We start from the raw sequence: 18,373 nt of genomic DNA on the forward strand, positions 1-18,373 counted from the left end.
CGTCAGTACCACCATCGGTGCCGCCGTCAGTGCCACCATCGGTGCCGCCGTCAGTGCCGCCGTCAGTACCGCCATCGGTGCCGCCGTCAGTACCGCCGCCTGTCGTTGTATTCACAAACTCGATGTCGGCAACCTGCATGGTGCCAGTACCGTGGAAAATCAAACCAAACCAGGTCATGTCTGTGAATGATGGAACAGGCACTTCCATTTGTACCCAACCATCAGCAAGTGCGGTACCTGCTGATAGCGAATACTGGTTTTTGTCTTCTGGCTGAGTCGCACTTTGAATCGAGACTTCTACGTCTGTGTACGCATTTGGCAATACCTTGAAACGTGCATGGGTGTAGCCAGAGATATCGATAGCATTCGCTGCATCGTTACCCCATGCCATCACACCGAAGTCTCCGCCCCAGTTTGAGCCGTGAGTAATTTCAAACGCCGGGCTATAAGTACCGCCTGTGACTTCGGTGAAGCTAGAACCACTGCCCCAGTTGTCACCCCAGAATTCAATACTCAGATTAGATTCTTGACCGGTGTAGAACAGATAACCCACTTCGCTTGTCGTATCGGTGCCGCCGTCAGTGCCACCATCGGTGCCGCCGTCAGTGCCACCATCGGTGCCGCCGTCGGTACCACCATCGGTATTGTTTACAAACGCAATATCAGCCAGTTGAATAGTTCCATTCTCTCCCAATACCATGGCGAAAATGGTCATATCGTCAAAGTCAGGCAATGGAATTTCCATTTGAACCCAACCACCATCCAAGGCAGTGCCAGACGAAAGCAAGTAATCATTTGCGTTTTCGCCTTGGCTCAGGCTGGTGATAGCCACACGAACTTGCTCAAGATCTGTTTGAACCTTGAACTGCGCATGTGTATATGACGAGATATCGACAGGGTTGAGATTACTTACCCACGCGATCGCGCCCCAACCCATTAGTTGCCGTGACTTCGAGCACAGGATCATACGTTCCACCTGTGATGTTTTCGATGCCAGACTCATTCCAAGATTGCACATCGTCAAAGGCGATATTGGTCTGTTGGCCAGTGTAGACAACATACCCAGTTTCTGGAGCTGTTGTATTGCCGCCATTGTTTACAAATGCAACATCTGCAATTTGCAGTGAACCATTTTGAGTAAGCACGACAGCGAACGTCGTCATATCTGTATAGGCAGGCAAAGGTACTGTCATCTGTACCCAACCATTACCTAGGTCAGTACCTGTAGAGAGAGCATAATCACTGACACTCTCACCGTCAGTCTGGCTTAGAATTGACAGACGAATTTGGTCCAGACTTGTCTGTACTTTGAATTGCGCATGTGTGTATGGAGTAATGTCTAATGGGTTGATGTTGCTCACCCATGCCAGCGCTCCCCAACCATTGGTAGCAGTGAGTTCAAGCGCAGGGTCGTAAGTACCACCCGTCATGCTTTGAATACCTGCATCGTTCCATGATTGAACATCATCAAACTGAATATTGGGTTGCTGACCTGTGTACATGATGTACGCGGTTTCTGGAGGCGTAGTATTACCGCCACCATTATTCACAAACGCAACATCAGCGATTTGTAGTGTACCGTTTTCTCCCAATACAACAGCAAATGTTGTCATGTCTGTATAGTCAGGTAGAGGGACAGTCATCTGTACCCAGCCACCAGACAAAGCGGTGCCTGTCGAGAGTGCATAATCATTCGCACTCTCACCTTCACTTTCACTGATGATTGATACACGAACTTGTTCGGAATCAGTCAGTACTTTGAATACTGCATGAGTATAAGGAGTAAGATCGATAGGTGATGAGTTGTTTACCCACGCCAGTGCTCCCCACCCGTCTGTCACAGTCAGGCTAAGAGCAGGGTCGTAAGTACCACCTGTAACACTATCGATGGTTGCCCCATTCCATGCTTGCACATCTTCAAAGGTTACAGTAGCGTCTTGGCCGGTGTACAGAATGTAACCAGTTTCGGTAGAGCCAGAACCACCGTCTGTACCACCATCAGTGCCACCGTCTGTTCCACCATCGGTACCGCCGTCAGTGTTACCATCAGATCCACTCACAGAAACCAGTACGACATCAGCAAAGTTTACTGAGCCTGCACCGTTGAAGATTAAGCCAATCCAGGTCATGTCTGAGAATGCAGGGAAAGGCACTTCCATTTGGATCCAGCCATTACCCAGATCTTCGCCACTTGAGAAGTTATAAGTGTTTTTAACTTCGTCCTGAGTTGCGCTCTGGAATGAAATCTCTACTGCAGAATAGTCATCTGACTGCACTTTGAAGCGCAGGTAAGAATAAGCAGAGGCATCTACTGCATTTGCATCTTGGTTACCCCAAGCTACTGCTGCAGCATCAGCACCCCATTCACTACCGCTAGTCACAGTAAATGCTTTGGAATATGGCGCGTTGCTGAGGTCAGCCAATACAGCACCGCTACCCCAGTTGTCACCCCAAAACTCCATAGAGAAAGTGTCGTCTTGTCCACTGTACGCAATGAAAGCGGACTCATTCGTAGGGGATGTTGCTTGACCACGTTCGATGAATTCAACATCGGCAATCAGCGCCGTACCCTCGCCCACGAACAGGATGCCGAACCAAGTCATGTCAGTGAAATCTGGAAGTGCAACTTCCATTTCCACCCAACCATTTGCCAGCGCAGTGCCATCAGTCAATTGATGATTCGTTTTCACTTCACTTTGTGTAGCGCTTTGCACTGACACATCAACGCTGGTGAAATCCGTGGTTTTGACTTTGAAACGTGCGTGAGTGTAGCTACTGATATCGATAGCGTTGGCATCTTGATTACCCCACGCGATAGCGATATTTGGTGCGCCCCAGTCAGAACCACTGGTCAGTTCAAATGTCTTGGCATAGTCTTCGCCGGTAATTTGCTGATAAGTAGTGCCACTGCCCCAGGTATCACCCCAGAATTCCATCGCAAAGGTGTCTTCTTGACCACTGTATGCAATGTACGCTTGGTCAATAACCTCACCAGTTGCACCGCCGTCAGTACCACCGCCTGTGCTACCACCATTATCCTCACCGGTCTTGCTGAAACGAACATTACGCAATTCCAGCACGCCGCCGTCGTCAGAAGTACCTTGGAAGAAAATTGGTGATGTTACATCAGTGAAGTCAGGTGATGTTCCGCTTGTCAGTTCAGTAACTGGAATAGCGTAAGACTGCCAATCTGTTGTGACTGAGTAACCACCAGGACCAAAGACAACGCTGTTGCTGGTTTGCGGACGTGTATTGTCTCCAAATACACCAGTCTGGAAACCAATGTTGATAGCAGTCGTCGTCGTGCCTTTGATGTCGAACATCAAGTAACCAGTTTCAAAACCAGTCAGATTTTGACCAGAGCTGCCGGATACTGCAGTACTTGCCCCCCAACCCCAATCTTTTGCCACACCAGCCGTTGGAGGTGTTGTTAATTCAAGCACTTGGCTGTTTGAGTTATCTGCAAGCCAAGCAGTGTTTTCCCATGCAACTGCAGTCAGGTTTGAATTCAATGATCCGTTGTGAATCGTGTATTCATCGCCTTCAATTGCGCCGCCCGCATTGAATGCGTAAGGGATAGGTAAGATGCCGTCAATAACAGTTTGTGCGTTGCCGCCGTTAGATTTAACGATTGGGTTGCCACCACGGGTAATACCGTCGAAGACACCTGCATCAACCAAATCCCAGATAGCGTATTTCGCGTTACCGTTAATATCGACCAGACCAAAGTGCTGCTCTGAGTGGCTCGGGTTGCTTGAATCACCTTTCCAAGGCTCATCAAATGCTTGGAAGAAGAACACAGACGCGCCATATTCAGCTGCCCAAGCAGTCATTGCATCAAAGTACTCTTTCTGTTTGTACTCATCTGCAGCACCGGTACCACCAGCACCATAAGCTTCGCTGGATAGCGTTGACCAACCGGTTTCACCGATGTGAACCTGTTTTGTGCCATCAACTGCCAAGACACTGTCCTGCGCGGCTTTGAACTGAGTCAATGCCATATTAAACGCGCGGATCATTGCTTTATCAGCTTGTTCTTGACGACTTAGAGACTGCTCTTCAACAGGTACTCGCCAGAACTCTGGGTCAAATTGCGTATCGTGGAACGGATAGACGTGAACAGACGCGTAATCAACCGCTTGCATTAATGCTTTAATGTCTGCTTCATGACCACGGTAGTAATCGTTGTTGATCGCCCAAACCGCCCAGTTTTCTGAGCTTGTGATCCAAATATTTTCATTAATGGTGCCGTTCGCTTTCAATGCTTGAAGCTCATTGACACGGTTCAGAATGATACGAGGTTCTACACGGTAGCTGCTCGCCCACTCAACCATTGCTTCATTACCAACAGCAATCACTTTGATAATGTTTGGATACGCCTGAGCAAACTCAACAGCTTTGTCCATTTCAGCCTGGTTTTCAGGGCTTTCTTGAGAGTGATCAATTGGTTGATCAGAGAAAGCATTGAGGGCAGAGATCCAAACGCCAAGCATCACATTCATTTCGAAGCTTGGATCGTCTTGCTGTAGCTGGCTAATCGCCATCAACAGGTTCTCAGTGTCAGAGAAACCTTGTGTGTTGTAGGTACGAAGCATACGAACACCAGATGCATGCATGATCTTCAAGTCTTCTTTCAGATCTTCAACGCTTGGTACGTTAGCTTCTGTGCGCTCAGTAGTGCGGAATGCACCGTAAGAAATAGCTGGGAGTTCAGCAGTCCCCAGTACTGGCTGACCTGGTGCATCACCATTGGTCACACTTGATACAGGGTAACTACCGGTCGGTGCTGGTTGAGCTGCTAGCTCTGGCGCTGTAGCAAAACCACTACCGCCGTCAGTGCCACCATCGGTGCCGCCGTCAGTGCCACCATCGGTGCCGCCGTCAGTACCACCATCGGTGCCGCCGTCATTACCACCGTCAGATTTTGCGCGAGCTACCATCTCAATATCTGTGATCAGAAGTGTTCCCGCTTCATCTGGGAAAATCAGACCAAGCCAAGTCATATCTGTTGCGCCTTCAAATGGCACCTCGACCTGTACCCAGCCATTTTCCAAAGGCGTGCTGTAGTCTGCAAAATCGAATGATGTTTCGAGATTGTTGTTTGCTCCGCGAGTCACTGATCCCACTGACGTTCTGAAAGACAGATAATCTGATGTGTTAATTTTGAATCGCAAAGAGGTGTATTCAGATGTATCTATTGCATTAGCATCGTCGTTACCCCAAGCAATAGCCGCATTGTCTGTTCCTTCCCAACCGGTGCCACTAACCAGCTCTAGAGTATCAGGATAAGTTGAGTCGGTTACCGATGTAACTGTGGTACCACTACCCCAAGTGTCACCCCAGAAGCTAAAAGAAAGGTTGCTGTTAGCTTCGTTAGAGTAGATCACACCACGGGAAGTAATCGGACCCTGAGCAAATTGCTGGACGAAAGTAGGGATATCTTCTTTCGTTTTCGCAAATGCTACTCGACGAACTGCAAGTCCTAAGCCAGCAACATTCTCGTTACCCGTACCTTTGAAGAAGAGTGGAGAAGTGATATCCGTGTAATCAATGTTCTTTCCATTGATCAACTCAGAAATGGCGATGGTGTAGGATTGCCAAGCTTCAGAGAAATACCTCTTGTCAGACTGAGGAACAGCTCCATCCGGTAATGGCTCAATCACCACTCCATTTTCGGTAGTTGGACGGGTATTGTCAGCACCAATCGCTTCTGGGTCATCAGCCGGTTTACCTGTAATAAAGCCTACAGTGATAGGCTGAGTTAAATTACCGGCAATTTCAAAAGTGAGGTAACCATTTTCGTAACCACTTAAGTCCAAAGCGCCTTTCCTGGTAGCACCTTCTACTGAGGTGTCGTCGGTCGTAGCGACCGAACCACCCCAACCCCAAGTCTCAGCGTTACCGCCCCCCCCTTCAAAAGGTGGAGCAAGAACCACGATAGCGTCGCTGGTAGCACCTACGAAACCAGTAAGATCAGTCTTATCGTCTCGCTCCCATCCGAAAGCAGCCAGATTCAAGCTAGCGTTAAGACCATCTGTGCCGTGGATAATATAAGATTGGGGAGTTTTGGTGCTATCACCAACGATTGACTCACCTTTCGGTGGTTCATCACCCCCACCTCCACAACCACTCAGCGCGACGGACGCGAGTAGAAGGGTTTTAGCTAAGAAGTTTTTCATCATGCCGTCCGTAATTTTGAATCCTACATCCAACAGAGGCTTCATGGTCATCGCCGCTGTATTTAAGAGATCCCTGCAAAGGCCGAGAAATCTTGCTTTGTGATAGGTGCCGAACCAATAAAGAAAGCGCTTTCATGTAATGGTCAAAATTAAGCCGTTCGTACCCGGCCTAATTTCCAACGCTTAAACTTTGCGCATAATGTAAAAATATTGTTAACCAATGGTTCAACACAATAGTTTGATGAATTTTGATGGCAATTAGGCCTGATTGATCACTTAGATTTGTGCAATGCAACTTAAAGTATCATTTATGAAACACCCAGGTCTTTATGTAAGAAAAGCAGCCATTCAATAACAAACAAGCTGCATAGGCACTGGATTTTGAATTCAAATGTAAAAATAATGTGAATGAATCGATGTTTTACTGCTTCATAGTTTGCAGTTACACAAACTCGTGAATAGTGTCTATTTTGACTAGCGGTTTCTTCAATCAAACTCGGTGAAGACTTGGTCATCTTTACGTGCATGAGGTCAACTTTTCTAGTCAAAACTGAAATTTATAGGACTTTATTATATTGTTGGTGCCCTATAGTAAGGCAGTAATTTCAGACACTTATGAAAATCAAAAAGAAAGCGCTTTCTTTAGGAGTAACCTAACCTCTTACGGAGTGAGAATGAACAAGTCCAGAATGTCGATGGCGATTGCTAGCGTTTTGGCAGTACTTTCGAGTACACCAACTGCCAATGCAGCCATCATAGATGAGGTCGAGTTTCACGGTTATTTCCGTGCGGGCTTTTTCGCCAGCAAAGAAAACGACTTTAAAAAAGCAGATATCGGAGGCCAGAAAGAATTTCTGGGAAGACTCGGACTTGAGTCCGACAACGACGGTAACTTCGGCTTCACCACAATTACTGATATAGGTGAAACTCAGCAACTTCGAATAAACATAGGCGTTGGTGATACTGAGTTTGACGACCTTATCGGCTTCTTGGAAATGGATGGAGTTACTGATTCGGGTACTCTTTGGGCGGGCAAGCGGAAGATCGGCGAAGAAAACTACATCTTCATGACCGATTTCTTCTATACCGACCTCGAAGGGATTGGTGTGGGTATTCAGGACTATGAAGTAGGTGATGGCTTTATAGATGTTGCTTATATCTCAAGCGACAGAGGAACAAGCCTAAAATTTGGTGATTATGATGATTATCTAGACGCTGCTTTCACCACAAACTCAGATGTAGACAAAACGTTAAATGACGCTTTTATACCAGATGATCTAAGAGACCAAATAAGAGACAACCAAAACAACACAATGCACACCTTCCACCTTTCATATCAGTTAGGTGCATTGACTGTTATGGGTAACTATAAATACCTACCAGATAACTGGGGATTGGGTGCTCAAGAAAACACCGGCCAGCTAAAAGAATGGGCGGATACAGGTTATGACGTCACGGCCATCTATCACATGCTGGATTTCTTCGGCCTTAAAGGTAACGCCTTTTCCTATGCTATCGCACAAGCGGGACAGGGCTTAGGCTCTGGTAATCTGCTCGGCAGTACTATCACCGACTATTCTGCACTCCGCCCAGGTTCGCTCACTCAAGGTTACCATCAGGGAGAATGGGGAGACTTCTACGGAGACCCTTACTATTTGATCACTCACCGTGAAGATGATGCACTCTCCGCTCGTGTATTGCTTTGGGGTGGTTATACCAATAGTCAGGGGATAGGTTTCTTCCCATCTATCCAAGCTCAATACAACGATGAAGGCACCAATGACTTGGGGGAAGACGGTGGTTACAACTATTGGGTCTCAACCATGATGCGCAATATCTTCCCTGTTAAAGACAACTTCATTGTTCAAACAGAAGTGGGTTACTACGAAAACACGCAAAACGGTGGTACTTGGCATCAATCAAAGGTCACTGTAGCACCAACCTTTGTACTATCAGATGGTTTGTCTACAGCAGAAATTCGCTTTACCGCCACTTACCTGCCGCTGTCTTGGACAACAGGCGACGAAACAGATCCAAACGTGAAACTTAGCGATGACTTTGTCTTCGGTATTCAGGCGGATGCCTACTGGTAAGCCTTTGGATTTAGAAGGCTACGCTTAAGGTAGCTCCGAAAGTGTTTGAATGTATTGCGCAATTAACCTGAATTGCCGACGTGTAAGGATACAATAATGACTAATTTCCCTTATCGACGCGCATTAGTGGCTGCAGCAGTAGTAACTGCTGTAGCTGGTTGTGAGTCGAAAGTTTATCAGCCAGTAACTGCTGGCCCAGATACCAGTGCCCCGATGGTTCGCCCTTCTAGTGACTGGACACTCGTTTGGAATGATGAATTCAGTGGCGATGCGATTGATAAATCGAAGTGGAGCCACGAAGAGAACTGTTACGGTGGTGGTAACGCGGAACGCCAGTGTTATACCGATCGTAAAGTGAACTCGTTTGTAGAAGACGGCAAGCTGCACATAGTCGCTCGTGACTACCAGTTTACTGGGCCTTCCGACCCAGAGGGTAAAACCCGTCACATGGCGACCCTACCCTTTACCTCTGCGCGTTTGCGTACCATGAACAAAGGCGATTGGAAGTATGGTCGCTTTGAAGTTCGTGCAAAACTGCCATTTGGCCAGGGTACATGGCCAGCGATTTGGATGTTGCCGACTGACTACGTTTACGGCGGTTGGGCAGCCTCTGGTGAAATCGATATCGTTGAAGCGGTTAACCTCAAAACCGCCACTGATGAACTTGGCGCTGAAGCAGGTAAAGAAGAAGCACGTATTCACGGTACTATTCACTATGGTCGTGAGTGGCCGGATAACGTGAGTACCGCAGCGGAATATCACCTTCCAAATCACGTAAACCCTGCAGATGGTTTCCACACTTACTCTCTGGAGTGGGAAAAGGACGAAATGCGTTGGTATATCGATGATATCCACTACGCAACACAGCGTTCTGACGGCTGGTACAGCCAGTACAAAGAAGGTGGTCGCTGGGTAACCGGTGAATCTGATGCACCATTTAACCAACGTTTCCACATGATCCTGAACCTCGCAATTGGTGGTTCTTGGGCGTCGAACGCTAACGAAGGCGGTATCGACCCATCTATCTTCCCACAAACCATGGAAGTCGATTACGTTCGCGTCTACGAATGTTCAAAAGACCGAGTAACTGGAAAAGGTTGTGCGACTGTTCAGGACACCGCGCAATTCATTGCGGGTACACCTGCACCTGAGATCATCATCCCAGGTCCGGATTACGCGACGGGCCCAGAGTTTGTGCTATTTGGTGACAAGCCAGACAAACACCTGCGTTCGAAAGAGTACGATCCACAGTTCAAGATCTACACAGAAACCAAGCCTGTTGAAGGCCGTGGTGATGTGCTAGCCATGAAGAAAACTGGTGAAATCGGTAACTTCTACTTCGAATCACCTGAAGTCAATATGGGTGAATGGATGCAAGGTGGTGAGCTGGTCTTTGACCTATTGGTAGAAGAGAAAGCACCAGAATCGAATATTCTTGTTCGTGTCGACAGCGGCTGGCCAGCATCGAGTGACATCGATGTAGAAGTGCCACCACTCGGTCAATGGACAGAGGTTCGCATCAACTTCGCTGAACTGATTGAAAGCGGCAACCGTTTTGCACCAGGTGCGAAAGCGAATGTTGAAGGCCTGAAGAATATCTTTGTTATGGAGCCAACAGGACCAATGGTTCTGCAGCTCGATAACATTAGATACGAGAAGAAATAGTCCCTCTTCTTGAAACCCAAAGGGAGGCGAATGCCTCCCTTTTCTTTTGTATCAGGCTGTGTAAGCCGCACAAGACTTGATCAAACTCAGCAAAACCCTTCCATATCGCGCTTTTAGTGCTGGAAATACCCTGCGGGTGATTGATAAAATCCCTGCCACTTCAATAAACGCATATCAAAGAGAGTGACTCCCCATGGGACGCAGTTTCGAAGTTCGTAAAGCTTCAATGGCGAAAACACAAGGCGCCAAAGTTAAGCTGTACTCAAAGTACGGTAAAGAAATCTACGTTATCGCGAAAAACGGCGGTGGCGACCCAGATTCAAACCTGTCGCTTAAGCGCATAATCGAGAAAGCGAAAAAAGATCAGGTGCCAGGGCACGTTATCGACAAAGCTATCGAGAAAGCAGCTGGCGGCGGCGGTGAAAACTATGAAGTTGCGCGCTACGAAGGTTTTGGCCCAGGCGGTTGCTCAGTGATCGTTGACTGTCTAACTGACAACAACAACCGTACCTATATGGAAGTGCGTCAGTGCTTCGTGAAAACCAACTCAAAGATTGGTGGCCCAGGTACTGTTGCTCACATGTTTGATCACCAAGCTGTATTCCAGTTTGCTGGTGAAGACGAAGAAGCGGTACTGGAAGCGCTGATGATGGCAGACGCTGACGTGACTGACATCGAATGTGAAGACGGCGTAATTACTGTATTTGCACCTCACACTGAATTCTTCAAAGTGAAAAGCGCACTGACAGAATCAATGCCAGAAGTCACTATCGACGTTGAAGAAATCACCTTCGTTCCACAAACCATGACTGCAGTAAGCGGCGACGATGTTGCAACTTTCGATAAGTTTATGGACATGCTGAACGACTGTGACGACGTACAAAACGTATACCACAACGCAGAAATCGAGGCGTAACTCCTCAACGTTTGCGTTCGAAATGCCCGGTTTGACCGGGCATTTTACTTTTTGACTACATTAAGGCTCCACCATGGAACATAAAGATTTTGAAGCGCTGGTCAAAGCCCTTTGCGAAAAAGCCAGCCTTCCTGAAGCCCTCGATATGCTTAAAGTCTGCGAAGACGAGGCGGTTGCTGAAGCAGCTAACGCGCTAACAGGACAGTTCGCTCTGGCAGAAATTGAAGGTGAAAACCGTGTTTATCACGTCTTCACTGAAGAAAATGATCAAGGCGAAGAACAAGAGTTTGTCGAGCATGTGATGAACGTGGGCGATGATGTGATTGTATTTATCGCCTGGTTCTTCTTCACTCAGTTCGACATCAAGAACCGCGATACCTACGCTGCAGCTGGTCGTACTTACAAGCAACCTAAACGCAGCTAAGAAAAAGCCAGAGCACTGCTCTGGCTTTTTACTTTCCAATACCCCGCGTATCAACACGCTTTCGGCTCTACCTTTTCCCAAGCCCATTCGTACCACACCAATTCGGCGCTAATTTGCGATTCCCATACTTGGTTGTTAGAAAGATGAATAGCTTTGCATTCCCACCTTCCCCAATCATTTCCATTTTTCATACAAGCTTTGACAAAAACACGTTCGGCACATGCGCTAGTCAAGTTAATAACTAACTTATCAGGCATCCAATAGGAATTATCCGTCACGACGCATTTAGCGCTGATATCAGACATTTTAGTTGGTTTTGTGCAGATATTTTCTGATGCACTAGCGAGATTTAATACGGCAGATAAAGGGAGTAACAGCGAAGCAAGCGTTCTTTGAAATTTGATTTTCATGATCTTTGTATATATTTATTTTTCCAATAAACACCTGTATACAAACCCACACCATCAAATACTATGCATTACACCGTTATCTTTTTTGTCTGTGAAATTAGGCAAATTTAACGCTCAATTAATAGTGGCCTTATCAGTTACACTTCCAGTATCTAAATTTCCAATAGCAAAGTAATCTAGCAAATGGTTGTGAGAAAACGTTTTACGGTACTAGATTATCTGAGGCTCTTGCTGAGTTGCACAGTGAATACTGCCTCCGCCCGCAGCAATGGCATCTACGTTTAATGCCTCCACAGTGCGTTCTGGGAAAAGTCTCTCCATCGTTGCTTTGGCTTTCGCATCCGCAGTTTTGTCACCAAACTCCTGCATGAGCACTGCATGGTTACAAACATAAAAACCGACATAGCCAGCTGCGAACTCTTTGCTGTCAAACTCTTCACGAATCGTATCTGGCGTTTCCAGAGCATGAAGGCTCAACCTGTTTCCTTGTGCATCGGTCGCTGCTGACAAAATCTCCCAATGCTCTCGGGTAAGCTCGTATTCATAGGATTCTGGATAGGTATCAATACCAACGACCACATTGCCTGGACTAGTAAATCGAGCGTAAAAATCTGTATGCCCATCTGTGATGTCGCGGCCTTGTATTCCTGGGATCCAAATGATTTTTTCCAACCCTAAAAGCGGCATCAGAAGATCTTCAAATTGGGCTTTAGAAATACCAGGGTTACGGTTTGCATTAAGAGTACAGCTTTCAGCAATAATAGCGGTACCCTGCCCGTCTACCTCTATGCAGCCACCTTCCATAACAATTCGCGCTTGAATACGTTGAGTATGACTAAGACGGGCAATCTGCTTTGCCACAGAAGCATCCAATCTATGTTGTTGCTCGTTTCCCCACCCATTGAAATTGAAATCGACAGCAGCTTTGTCACCTTGCTCGTTCAATACGAATAATGGCGCAGTATCTCTCGCCCACAAATCGTCGAGTTGACCTTCGATTAGATCAACCTTGTCTCCCATCAAGGCCCGAGCGATTTCCATATCCTCTTTTCGTACCAACATGGAAACGGATTCGTATTTGGCAATCGTCAGCGCAATGTCCGCGAGATTTTTTTGAACCGCAGGAAGTAATCTCTCTCCCCAAATTTGCGCTGATGCCCCAAATGCCATCCATGTGCGCTCGTGAGGCGCCGCTTCATCAGGCATTATCCAAGCCGCACGATTCGGGCGCGTTATTTCTGTTGCATGAAGGCCAGGAACAAAAGGCAACGTGAGTGCCGCTGCACCAGCCTGTTGAATAAATCGTCGACGAGAAATCATAAAAGGCGTGCAATCAACTTTATATCTATCAAATACAGAGGGTTAACTAAATATTGCGTAAAAAAGCCTAACTGTCATCTTTGAGGTTTAAATTGCTTCCGCCAACCACTCCGAGAACTCCCTGACTTTCGGCAACACAGTCACACTCAATAAAAATGCGCACGGCCAAGCAACCACAAAACTTTGCCCCCAGACCTCGGGCCAATCAGCAGAAAACCCCATTTTGTAGCCGGAGATCAATCCAGACATAGTGACTGCCATCACTAATGTGCTGAGTGCTGTTGTTATCCAAAAACGTTTCCTTTCCATTCTCACCTCAAACTTGCTGTGCTTTTGCCTTTGGACTTAAGATAAATAAATCCATAAACGAGATATACAGGCACAATTTGAACCATGAATTCCATTTTTGGAAATATTGACGATCTCTATCTCTTTTGCCAAATCATCCGTGATGGCTCGCTGCTTTCGGCATGTAAGTCATTGGGTTTACCCGCTTCTACTGTGTCTCGCCGGATCAGCGCGATGGAAAAAAGGCTCAATGTTCGATTACTGGAGAAGCGAGGACGAGAGCTCGTTGCGACAGAGTCAGGAAAGCGAGCTTATGAACAACTCATTAGCAGCATGGAGCAACTTGAATCCGGGATTGAGCAAATTCTACAAGATAGCAACGAGGTGTTTGGCAACCTCAAGGTGACCATGCCAAATAACTTCTATCATGGGTTTGTTGGGGATGTGATTAGTCGATTCCTTGAGAATTATCCCAAGGTAAAACTTGAGATTATTTTAAGCCAAGAACAGCAGATCCCGACAACAGATAGGGATCTCTTAATGACTTTCGATCTAACTGGTCTTGAAAGCTTCATTGCCAGGCCACTTTTTACAGCCAGACATGGCTTCTTTGCCAGCCAAAGTTATCTCGAAAAACATGGTGAGATCGCAACTGTTGAAGCGTTGAAGCAAGCAGATTGGATAGCCGTAGATAAAGTCTGGAACATCAATCTATATCGCGAACAGAACCTTGAGCACACTATCGCTATACGCCCCAAGTTAGTTGTCAATGACATAGCGGCAGTGATTACTGCTGTGGAGCAAGGTATTGGCGTTTCGTCTCTTCCTCTTCGTCATACCTTTGGCAATAAAAAGCTCGTTGAGATTTTACCGGAATATACACGAGCCGACAGAACCGCCTATTTGGTTTATCGCGAGCGTCAACATCAGCCTCGCGCGCTGACTTTGCTGGTTGATGCCCTGCTCACTGCTGCAAAGACGATTAAATATGGCACCGACGCCTATCATGGTGGCACGAAGGGGAATTGACTTTGTGCATCAAAATTTAAGCAATAAAAGCAATCATTAACGGCTAGACTCGGGGAAACAAGGCGCTAATGAAAGGACGCATTGAAATGAGCGAGCAACGCAAACAATGGATTCACGATCTCCTCAAGAAAGGCATTGAGCATGGCGATGCTGAAGCCGTCAAAGTTGTCGATGAAACCCAGTACAAACAGCACAACCCTATGACAAAGGAAGGTGATGTCGGGTTAGCTGAGCTGTTTGCGAAACTGGCAAAGACTAACCCTCATGTTGAGATTCTGCGCATTTTCTCAGATGGCGATTATGTGTTTGCCCATACCGAGTATGACTTTTCCAGCATAAAAATCTGTTTTGAAGTATTCCGATTTGAAGGGGATAAAACTGTCGAGCATTGGGACAACTTAGAGCTCAAGCAGCCCAGCAATGCTTCTGGCCGAAGCATGATTGATGGCGCAACAAAAGTCACTGATTTCGAGAAAACCGAATCCAATCGCGAAACCGTCATCAATCTCGTTAATCAAGTATTGATAGCTCAAAACCCCGATGTGATTCCTCTCTTTTTCAATGCCACTGATTATAAAGAACATAGCCCTGAGCTCAGTGATGATCTGAACTCGCTAAAGCAAGCTCTCTTGAAAAATCAGCCTGATGGCTCGCCATATGTTCATTACCAAACACTACACCGCACTTTTGCAGAAGGTAACTTTGTACTCACTGCTTGCGAAGGCCTGCGCGCTGGTGTTCATGCCGCCTTTTATGACCTGTTCAGATTAGAAGACGGAAAAGTGGTCGAACATTGGGATACCGTGGAAGAAATCCCCCCGCGTGAGATTTGGAACAATCAGAATGGGAAGTTCTGATTTAAACACTTGACGACACTGAGATTCCAAATGATACTGTATATATAAACAGTATCATTTGGAGGTGCTCATGAATACGAAAGAGTTTGACCAGTTGCTTGAACGGGTTAACCAAAGCCGTAAAGCAGCCTTGAAAGATAATACGTTTATTGAACAGGCTGAGCTTCACGCAAAAGAGTTGGCTCGCTTAGAAAGCATGAACATGCGCCCAGTGAAAAAGCGGGCCAAGAAAAAGAAAGTCAGTGCACCGAAGCGTTTCTCAAACGTTTACGAGGGATTCGCGGAAAGCCGAGACCATGTTTTCCATTACTGAGTCAGAGAGAATTCTGGCTAAGCTTATCCCAACGCATCATGGCTTCTTTGCCTGATTCATAACCCAGGTAATAGGCCTTTTTAAGAGGCGCCTTTTCCCTACTAAGGCGCTTCAATTTGAAATCTTCCGGTGGGCAAATCTGAATAACTTCCACCCCTTCAGGCGGATGTTCGATCAGTTCAAGCGTTTCGTTGTAACGAATGTGTCGCGTCAGCATCGGCGCTATCAATGCTGGATGATCTTTGAGTAGATGTTTAGTTAAAGCGTCGAATTTAGGCTCAGATTTTCTGTAACTTGCCGGACGGCTCCGAAGCACCATGATTTGTGTAGCCCCGCGACGAATCGCTTCTGCAACAGGAATTGCATCTGCCACGCCACCATCGACGTATCTCACGCCATTCAGTTCCACACCGTGTCGGTACATCACCGGCAACGCGCTGCTGGCTTTCATGGTTTCAGCCAACATTTCAACGTCTGGTGTATGGTACTCAGGTTCGCCATTGTCCTGCCGGGTGACACCGAGAAAAAACGGCCTTGGGTCTGCTTTCAGAACGTCTTTGTCGATACCAAGCTCTTCCAGCGTGACTTCCCACATCCAGTCCAGATCCATTAAGTCACCACCCATAGCGAACTGACCCGGTCTCAGGAATTCTTTGCGAAGGCTGTAATCTAGGTAGATTTTCAGGTTTCTTCCCGGCATATCAGCCAAGTACGCTGCCAGATTGCTGGCGCCTGCAGATACACCCCAGAAGCTGTCGAACGGCGAGAAGTTTTTCTCCATGAAGTAATCAAGAATGCCGCACGAGAACACGCCGCGCATTGCGCCACCTTCTACAATGAGTGCAGACTTCCCAACCTTCTCCATTTACCTTTCTCCTAAAAACTCCGTTACCGAACCTCGCTCGACGACGGCTGGCTCTAACTCTACGACCTGAGGTTCGCTACCACTGTCACTGATGCGTTGAATCAAAGCATCGACCGCGGCTTTTCCGAGACGATACTTGGGTTGATGAACGGTAGTGAGCGAAGGCGTCATGTATTTCGCCAAGTGGATGTCATCGTATCCCATCACGGATAAATCTGCTGGAACGGAAATCCCCTGTTCGTTGGCAGCGTTAATAAGTCCCATCGCCATCATGTCGTTACCCGCGAAAATTGCGGAGGGCAACTTACCGCTGTTCTGGAATTTTGCCAGAGCCAGATATCCACCCTCACATTCGAAATCGCCTTCCACTACCCATTTCGGGTTGATGCTAAGAGCCGCCTCTTTCATAGCACGTTTGAAGCCCTGATAGCGCATTTGCGCCTGATGCTTAACCAAAGGCCCAGTGATGCAGCCAATTTCTCTATGTCCTTGCTGGATAAGATGCTTGGTCGCCAAATAGCCACCACGAAGGGAGTTATCCTGAATCTTGTCGCATGGCAGGGAGATTGGCCCCCAGTCCATCACCACCACAGGCACGGATTGAAGCTTTTCAAGGATCTCGGAATACTCCCCTTCAAGCGTTGAACACATCAGGATGAAACCGTCGACACGCTTTTGCATCAGCGTATCAATAGAGGCTTTCATGCGCTGGGCATCGCCTTCGGTATTACAGAGGATCAGGTTGTAGCCTGCGTGATAGCAGCTTCGTTCCACACCCTTTACCACCTCACCAAAGAAAGGGTTGGTTGATGTGGTCACAATCATGCCAAGGGTGTTGGTGCGGTTGGTTTTGAAACTGCGCGCCAAAGCAGACGGCGCAGTGTAACGGAGTTCTTTCGCAGCGTTATTCACGCGCTCTGCAATCTCATCACTGACAAAGCGCGTTTTGTTGATGACATGGCTAACGGTCGAGGTTGAAACACCGGCTAACTTCGCGATGTCTTTCATTGTCGCCATGTCTTCTCCTTAATCAGGCATGTTCTTTTAGGAATGCGTCCACTTCATCGCGAGTTGGAATCGAAGTCTGAGCACCAAAACGTGTTACAGAGATTGCCGCTGCTGCGTGAGCAAACTTAATCGCTGATTCTAAAGGCATTGATTCCATTAGACCAGTCACGAATGCACCATTGAAAGTGTCGCCTGCTGCGGTGGTATCCGTAGCTTCTACACGGAATCCTGGCACGATTTGACCTTCGCCATTCTGGCTGACATACACACCTTTCGCGCCCAACGTGATCATCACGGTTTCGATGCCTTTCCCATGCAATATGTCCGCTGCCGCTTTTGCTGAAGCATCATCTTCCACCTTCATGCCTGTCAGCACTTCTGCTTCTGTTTCGTTTGGCGTGATGATATCGATGCAAGCCAACAAGCTTTCAGGCAATTCGCGGGCTGGAGCAGGGTTCAAGATCACTTTGGTGTCATGTCGCTTGGCAATTTGGGCAGCCAGTTCGATACCATCCAGCGGCGTTTCCAATTGCATCAGCAAGTATTCGGCCTGTCGAATGCGTTCAAGCTCTGGTTCAATGGCTTCTGCCGTCAATTTAGCGTTAGCTTCTGCAGAGATACAGATGCTGTTTTCACCGCTATCAGAGACTTGAATCATGGCGATACCTGTTGGGCAATCTGCCTGCATTTTCACGCCACCGATATTGATGCCATCACACTTGAAACTTTCGCGAATGTTCACGCCGAATGGGTCGTCGCCCACGCAGGCAATAAAGCCGATATCAGCTTTCAAACGCGCTGCAGCCACCGCCTGGTTTGCACCTTTACCACCAGGGATAACCTGATAATTGCGACCATGCAGGGTTTCACCCGGACGGGGAAAAGAAGGCACCTGCAATACATGGTCTGCGTTAACGCTCCCTAAAACCACTAACTTATTCATCGCGCTATCCTCAGCCTCCGTCAGGGAGACCTTATTGTTGTACTAAAAAACTGAGTGATTTAG

General features: G+C 47.3%; 14 protein-coding genes and 1 pseudogene. 7 read left to right on the forward strand and 8 right to left on the reverse strand.

The window, feature by feature from the left end:
• Together G5S52_RS23640 and G5S52_RS24070 are read right to left on the reverse strand one after the other, a co-directional pair.
• Positions 1–967 (reverse strand): annotated as a pseudogene (locus G5S52_RS23640) (hypothetical protein); the annotation flags it as partial.
• Positions 906–6,224 carry a glycoside hydrolase family 17 protein gene (locus tag G5S52_RS24070; protein WP_235956433.1) on the reverse strand — a complete coding sequence of 1,773 codons (5,319 nt, stop codon included), beginning with the start codon at positions 6,222–6,224 and terminating at the stop codon, positions 906–908. The gene G5S52_RS24070 and the pseudogene G5S52_RS23640, both read right to left, overlap by 62 nt.
• A 629-nt stretch (positions 6,225–6,853) precedes the next feature.
• Here G5S52_RS24070 and G5S52_RS20210 point away from each other — a divergent pair.
• From G5S52_RS20210 to G5S52_RS20225, 4 genes are all read left to right on the forward strand, one after another.
• The gene (locus tag G5S52_RS20210) at positions 6,854–8,272 is read left to right on the forward strand and encodes a carbohydrate porin (RefSeq protein ID WP_165017970.1); all 1,419 of its coding nucleotides are present in this window, start codon (positions 6,854–6,856) and stop codon (positions 8,270–8,272) included.
• Positions 8,273–8,368: 96 nt separating this feature from the next.
• Positions 8,369–9,937: a glycoside hydrolase family 16 protein gene (locus G5S52_RS20215; protein ID WP_165017973.1), complete on the forward strand. Its 1,569-nt coding sequence runs from the start codon at positions 8,369–8,371 to the stop codon at positions 9,935–9,937.
• A 193-nt stretch (positions 9,938–10,130) separates the two neighbouring features.
• Positions 10,131–10,853 carry a YebC/PmpR family DNA-binding transcriptional regulator gene (locus G5S52_RS20220; RefSeq protein ID WP_165017977.1) on the forward strand — a complete coding sequence of 241 codons (723 nt, stop codon included), beginning with the start codon at positions 10,131–10,133 and terminating at the stop codon, positions 10,851–10,853.
• Positions 10,854–10,926: 73 nt separating this feature from the next.
• A complete protein-coding gene (locus G5S52_RS20225) occupies positions 10,927–11,277 on the forward strand; it encodes a hypothetical protein (protein WP_165017980.1) in 351 nt (116 codons plus the stop codon).
• A 50-nt stretch (positions 11,278–11,327) separates the two neighbouring features.
• Here the strand turns inward: G5S52_RS20225 and G5S52_RS20230 are convergent, their stop codons facing one another.
• The 3 genes from G5S52_RS20230 to G5S52_RS20240 form a co-directional block, all read right to left on the reverse strand.
• Positions 11,328–11,687 carry a hypothetical protein gene (locus tag G5S52_RS20230; protein WP_165017983.1) on the reverse strand — a complete coding sequence of 120 codons (360 nt, stop codon included), beginning with the start codon at positions 11,685–11,687 and terminating at the stop codon, positions 11,328–11,330.
• Between the two features lie 210 nt (positions 11,688–11,897).
• Positions 11,898–13,007: an agmatine deiminase family protein gene (locus G5S52_RS20235; RefSeq protein WP_165017986.1), complete on the reverse strand. Its 1,110-nt coding sequence runs from the start codon at positions 13,005–13,007 to the stop codon at positions 11,898–11,900.
• An 87-nt stretch (positions 13,008–13,094) separates the two neighbouring features.
• Positions 13,095–13,316: a DUF2798 domain-containing protein gene (locus G5S52_RS20240; protein ID WP_165017989.1), complete on the reverse strand. Its 222-nt coding sequence runs from the start codon at positions 13,314–13,316 to the stop codon at positions 13,095–13,097.
• 84 nt (positions 13,317–13,400) lie between these two features.
• Between G5S52_RS20240 and G5S52_RS20245 the strand changes: the two genes are divergently transcribed.
• The 3 genes from G5S52_RS20245 (at position 13,401) to G5S52_RS20255 (ending at position 15,494) form a co-directional block, all read left to right on the forward strand.
• Complete coding sequence (locus G5S52_RS20245) at positions 13,401–14,324, forward strand: LysR family transcriptional regulator (protein ID WP_165017992.1); 924 nt, start codon at positions 13,401–13,403, stop codon at positions 14,322–14,324.
• Positions 14,325–14,410: 86 nt separating this feature from the next.
• Positions 14,411–15,181, forward strand: a complete 771-nt coding sequence (locus tag G5S52_RS20250; protein ID WP_165017995.1) for a nuclear transport factor 2 family protein — start codon at positions 14,411–14,413, stop codon at positions 15,179–15,181.
• A gap of 70 nt (positions 15,182–15,251) precedes the next feature.
• Positions 15,252–15,494: a hypothetical protein gene (locus G5S52_RS20255; protein WP_165017998.1), complete on the forward strand. Its 243-nt coding sequence runs from the start codon at positions 15,252–15,254 to the stop codon at positions 15,492–15,494.
• 1 nt (position 15,495) lies between these two features.
• Here G5S52_RS20255 and G5S52_RS20260 read toward each other — a convergent pair whose 3' ends face one another.
• From G5S52_RS20260 to rbsK, 3 genes are read right to left on the reverse strand one after another with little or no spacing between them, the layout of a single operon-like run.
• Positions 15,496–16,359, reverse strand: coding sequence for a patatin-like phospholipase family protein (locus G5S52_RS20260; RefSeq protein ID WP_165018001.1), 864 nt, complete (start codon positions 16,357–16,359; stop codon positions 15,496–15,498).
• Positions 16,360–17,376: a substrate-binding domain-containing protein gene (locus G5S52_RS20265; RefSeq protein WP_165018004.1), complete on the reverse strand. Its 1,017-nt coding sequence runs from the start codon at positions 17,374–17,376 to the stop codon at positions 16,360–16,362. It abuts the gene before it with no gap.
• 13 nt (positions 17,377–17,389) lie between these two features.
• The gene (gene rbsK, locus G5S52_RS20270; RefSeq protein ID WP_165018007.1) at positions 17,390–18,310 is read right to left on the reverse strand and encodes a ribokinase; all 921 of its coding nucleotides are present in this window, start codon (positions 18,308–18,310) and stop codon (positions 17,390–17,392) included.
• Between the last annotated feature and the right edge of the window lie 63 nt (positions 18,311–18,373).

It is taken from the genome of Grimontia sedimenti (genome assembly GCF_011045095.1).
In the GTDB taxonomy this organism is placed as follows: Bacteria; Pseudomonadota; Gammaproteobacteria; order Enterobacterales; family Vibrionaceae; genus Enterovibrio; species Enterovibrio sedimenti.

Coding starts and splice junctions, on each gene's coding strand:
- G5S52_RS20230 (WP_165017983.1), bottom strand. CDS start 11,687: ATGAAAATCAAATTTCAAAGAACGCTTGCTTCGCTGTTACTCCCTTTA.
- G5S52_RS20265 (WP_165018004.1), bottom strand. CDS start 17,376: ATGGCGACAATGAAAGACATCGCGAAGTTAGCCGGTGTTTCAACCTCG.
- G5S52_RS20255 (WP_165017998.1), top strand. CDS start 15,252: ATGAATACGAAAGAGTTTGACCAGTTGCTTGAACGGGTTAACCAAAGC.
- G5S52_RS20225 (WP_165017980.1), top strand. CDS start 10,927: ATGGAACATAAAGATTTTGAAGCGCTGGTCAAAGCCCTTTGCGAAAAA.
- G5S52_RS20220 (WP_165017977.1), top strand. CDS start 10,131: ATGGGACGCAGTTTCGAAGTTCGTAAAGCTTCAATGGCGAAAACACAA.
- G5S52_RS20215 (WP_165017973.1), top strand. CDS start 8,369: ATGACTAATTTCCCTTATCGACGCGCATTAGTGGCTGCAGCAGTAGTA.
- G5S52_RS20240 (WP_165017989.1), bottom strand. CDS start 13,316: ATGGAAAGGAAACGTTTTTGGATAACAACAGCACTCAGCACATTAGTG.
- G5S52_RS20250 (WP_165017995.1), top strand. CDS start 14,411: ATGAGCGAGCAACGCAAACAATGGATTCACGATCTCCTCAAGAAAGGC.
- G5S52_RS20210 (WP_165017970.1), top strand. CDS start 6,854: ATGAACAAGTCCAGAATGTCGATGGCGATTGCTAGCGTTTTGGCAGTA.
- rbsK (WP_165018007.1), bottom strand. CDS start 18,310: ATGAATAAGTTAGTGGTTTTAGGGAGCGTTAACGCAGACCATGTATTG.
- G5S52_RS20245 (WP_165017992.1), top strand. CDS start 13,401: ATGAATTCCATTTTTGGAAATATTGACGATCTCTATCTCTTTTGCCAA.
- G5S52_RS20260 (WP_165018001.1), bottom strand. CDS start 16,359: ATGGAGAAGGTTGGGAAGTCTGCACTCATTGTAGAAGGTGGCGCAATG.
- G5S52_RS24070 (WP_235956433.1), bottom strand. CDS start 6,224: ATGAAGCCTCTGTTGGATGTAGGATTCAAAATTACGGACGGCATGATG.
- G5S52_RS20235 (WP_165017986.1), bottom strand. CDS start 13,007: ATGATTTCTCGTCGACGATTTATTCAACAGGCTGGTGCAGCGGCACTC.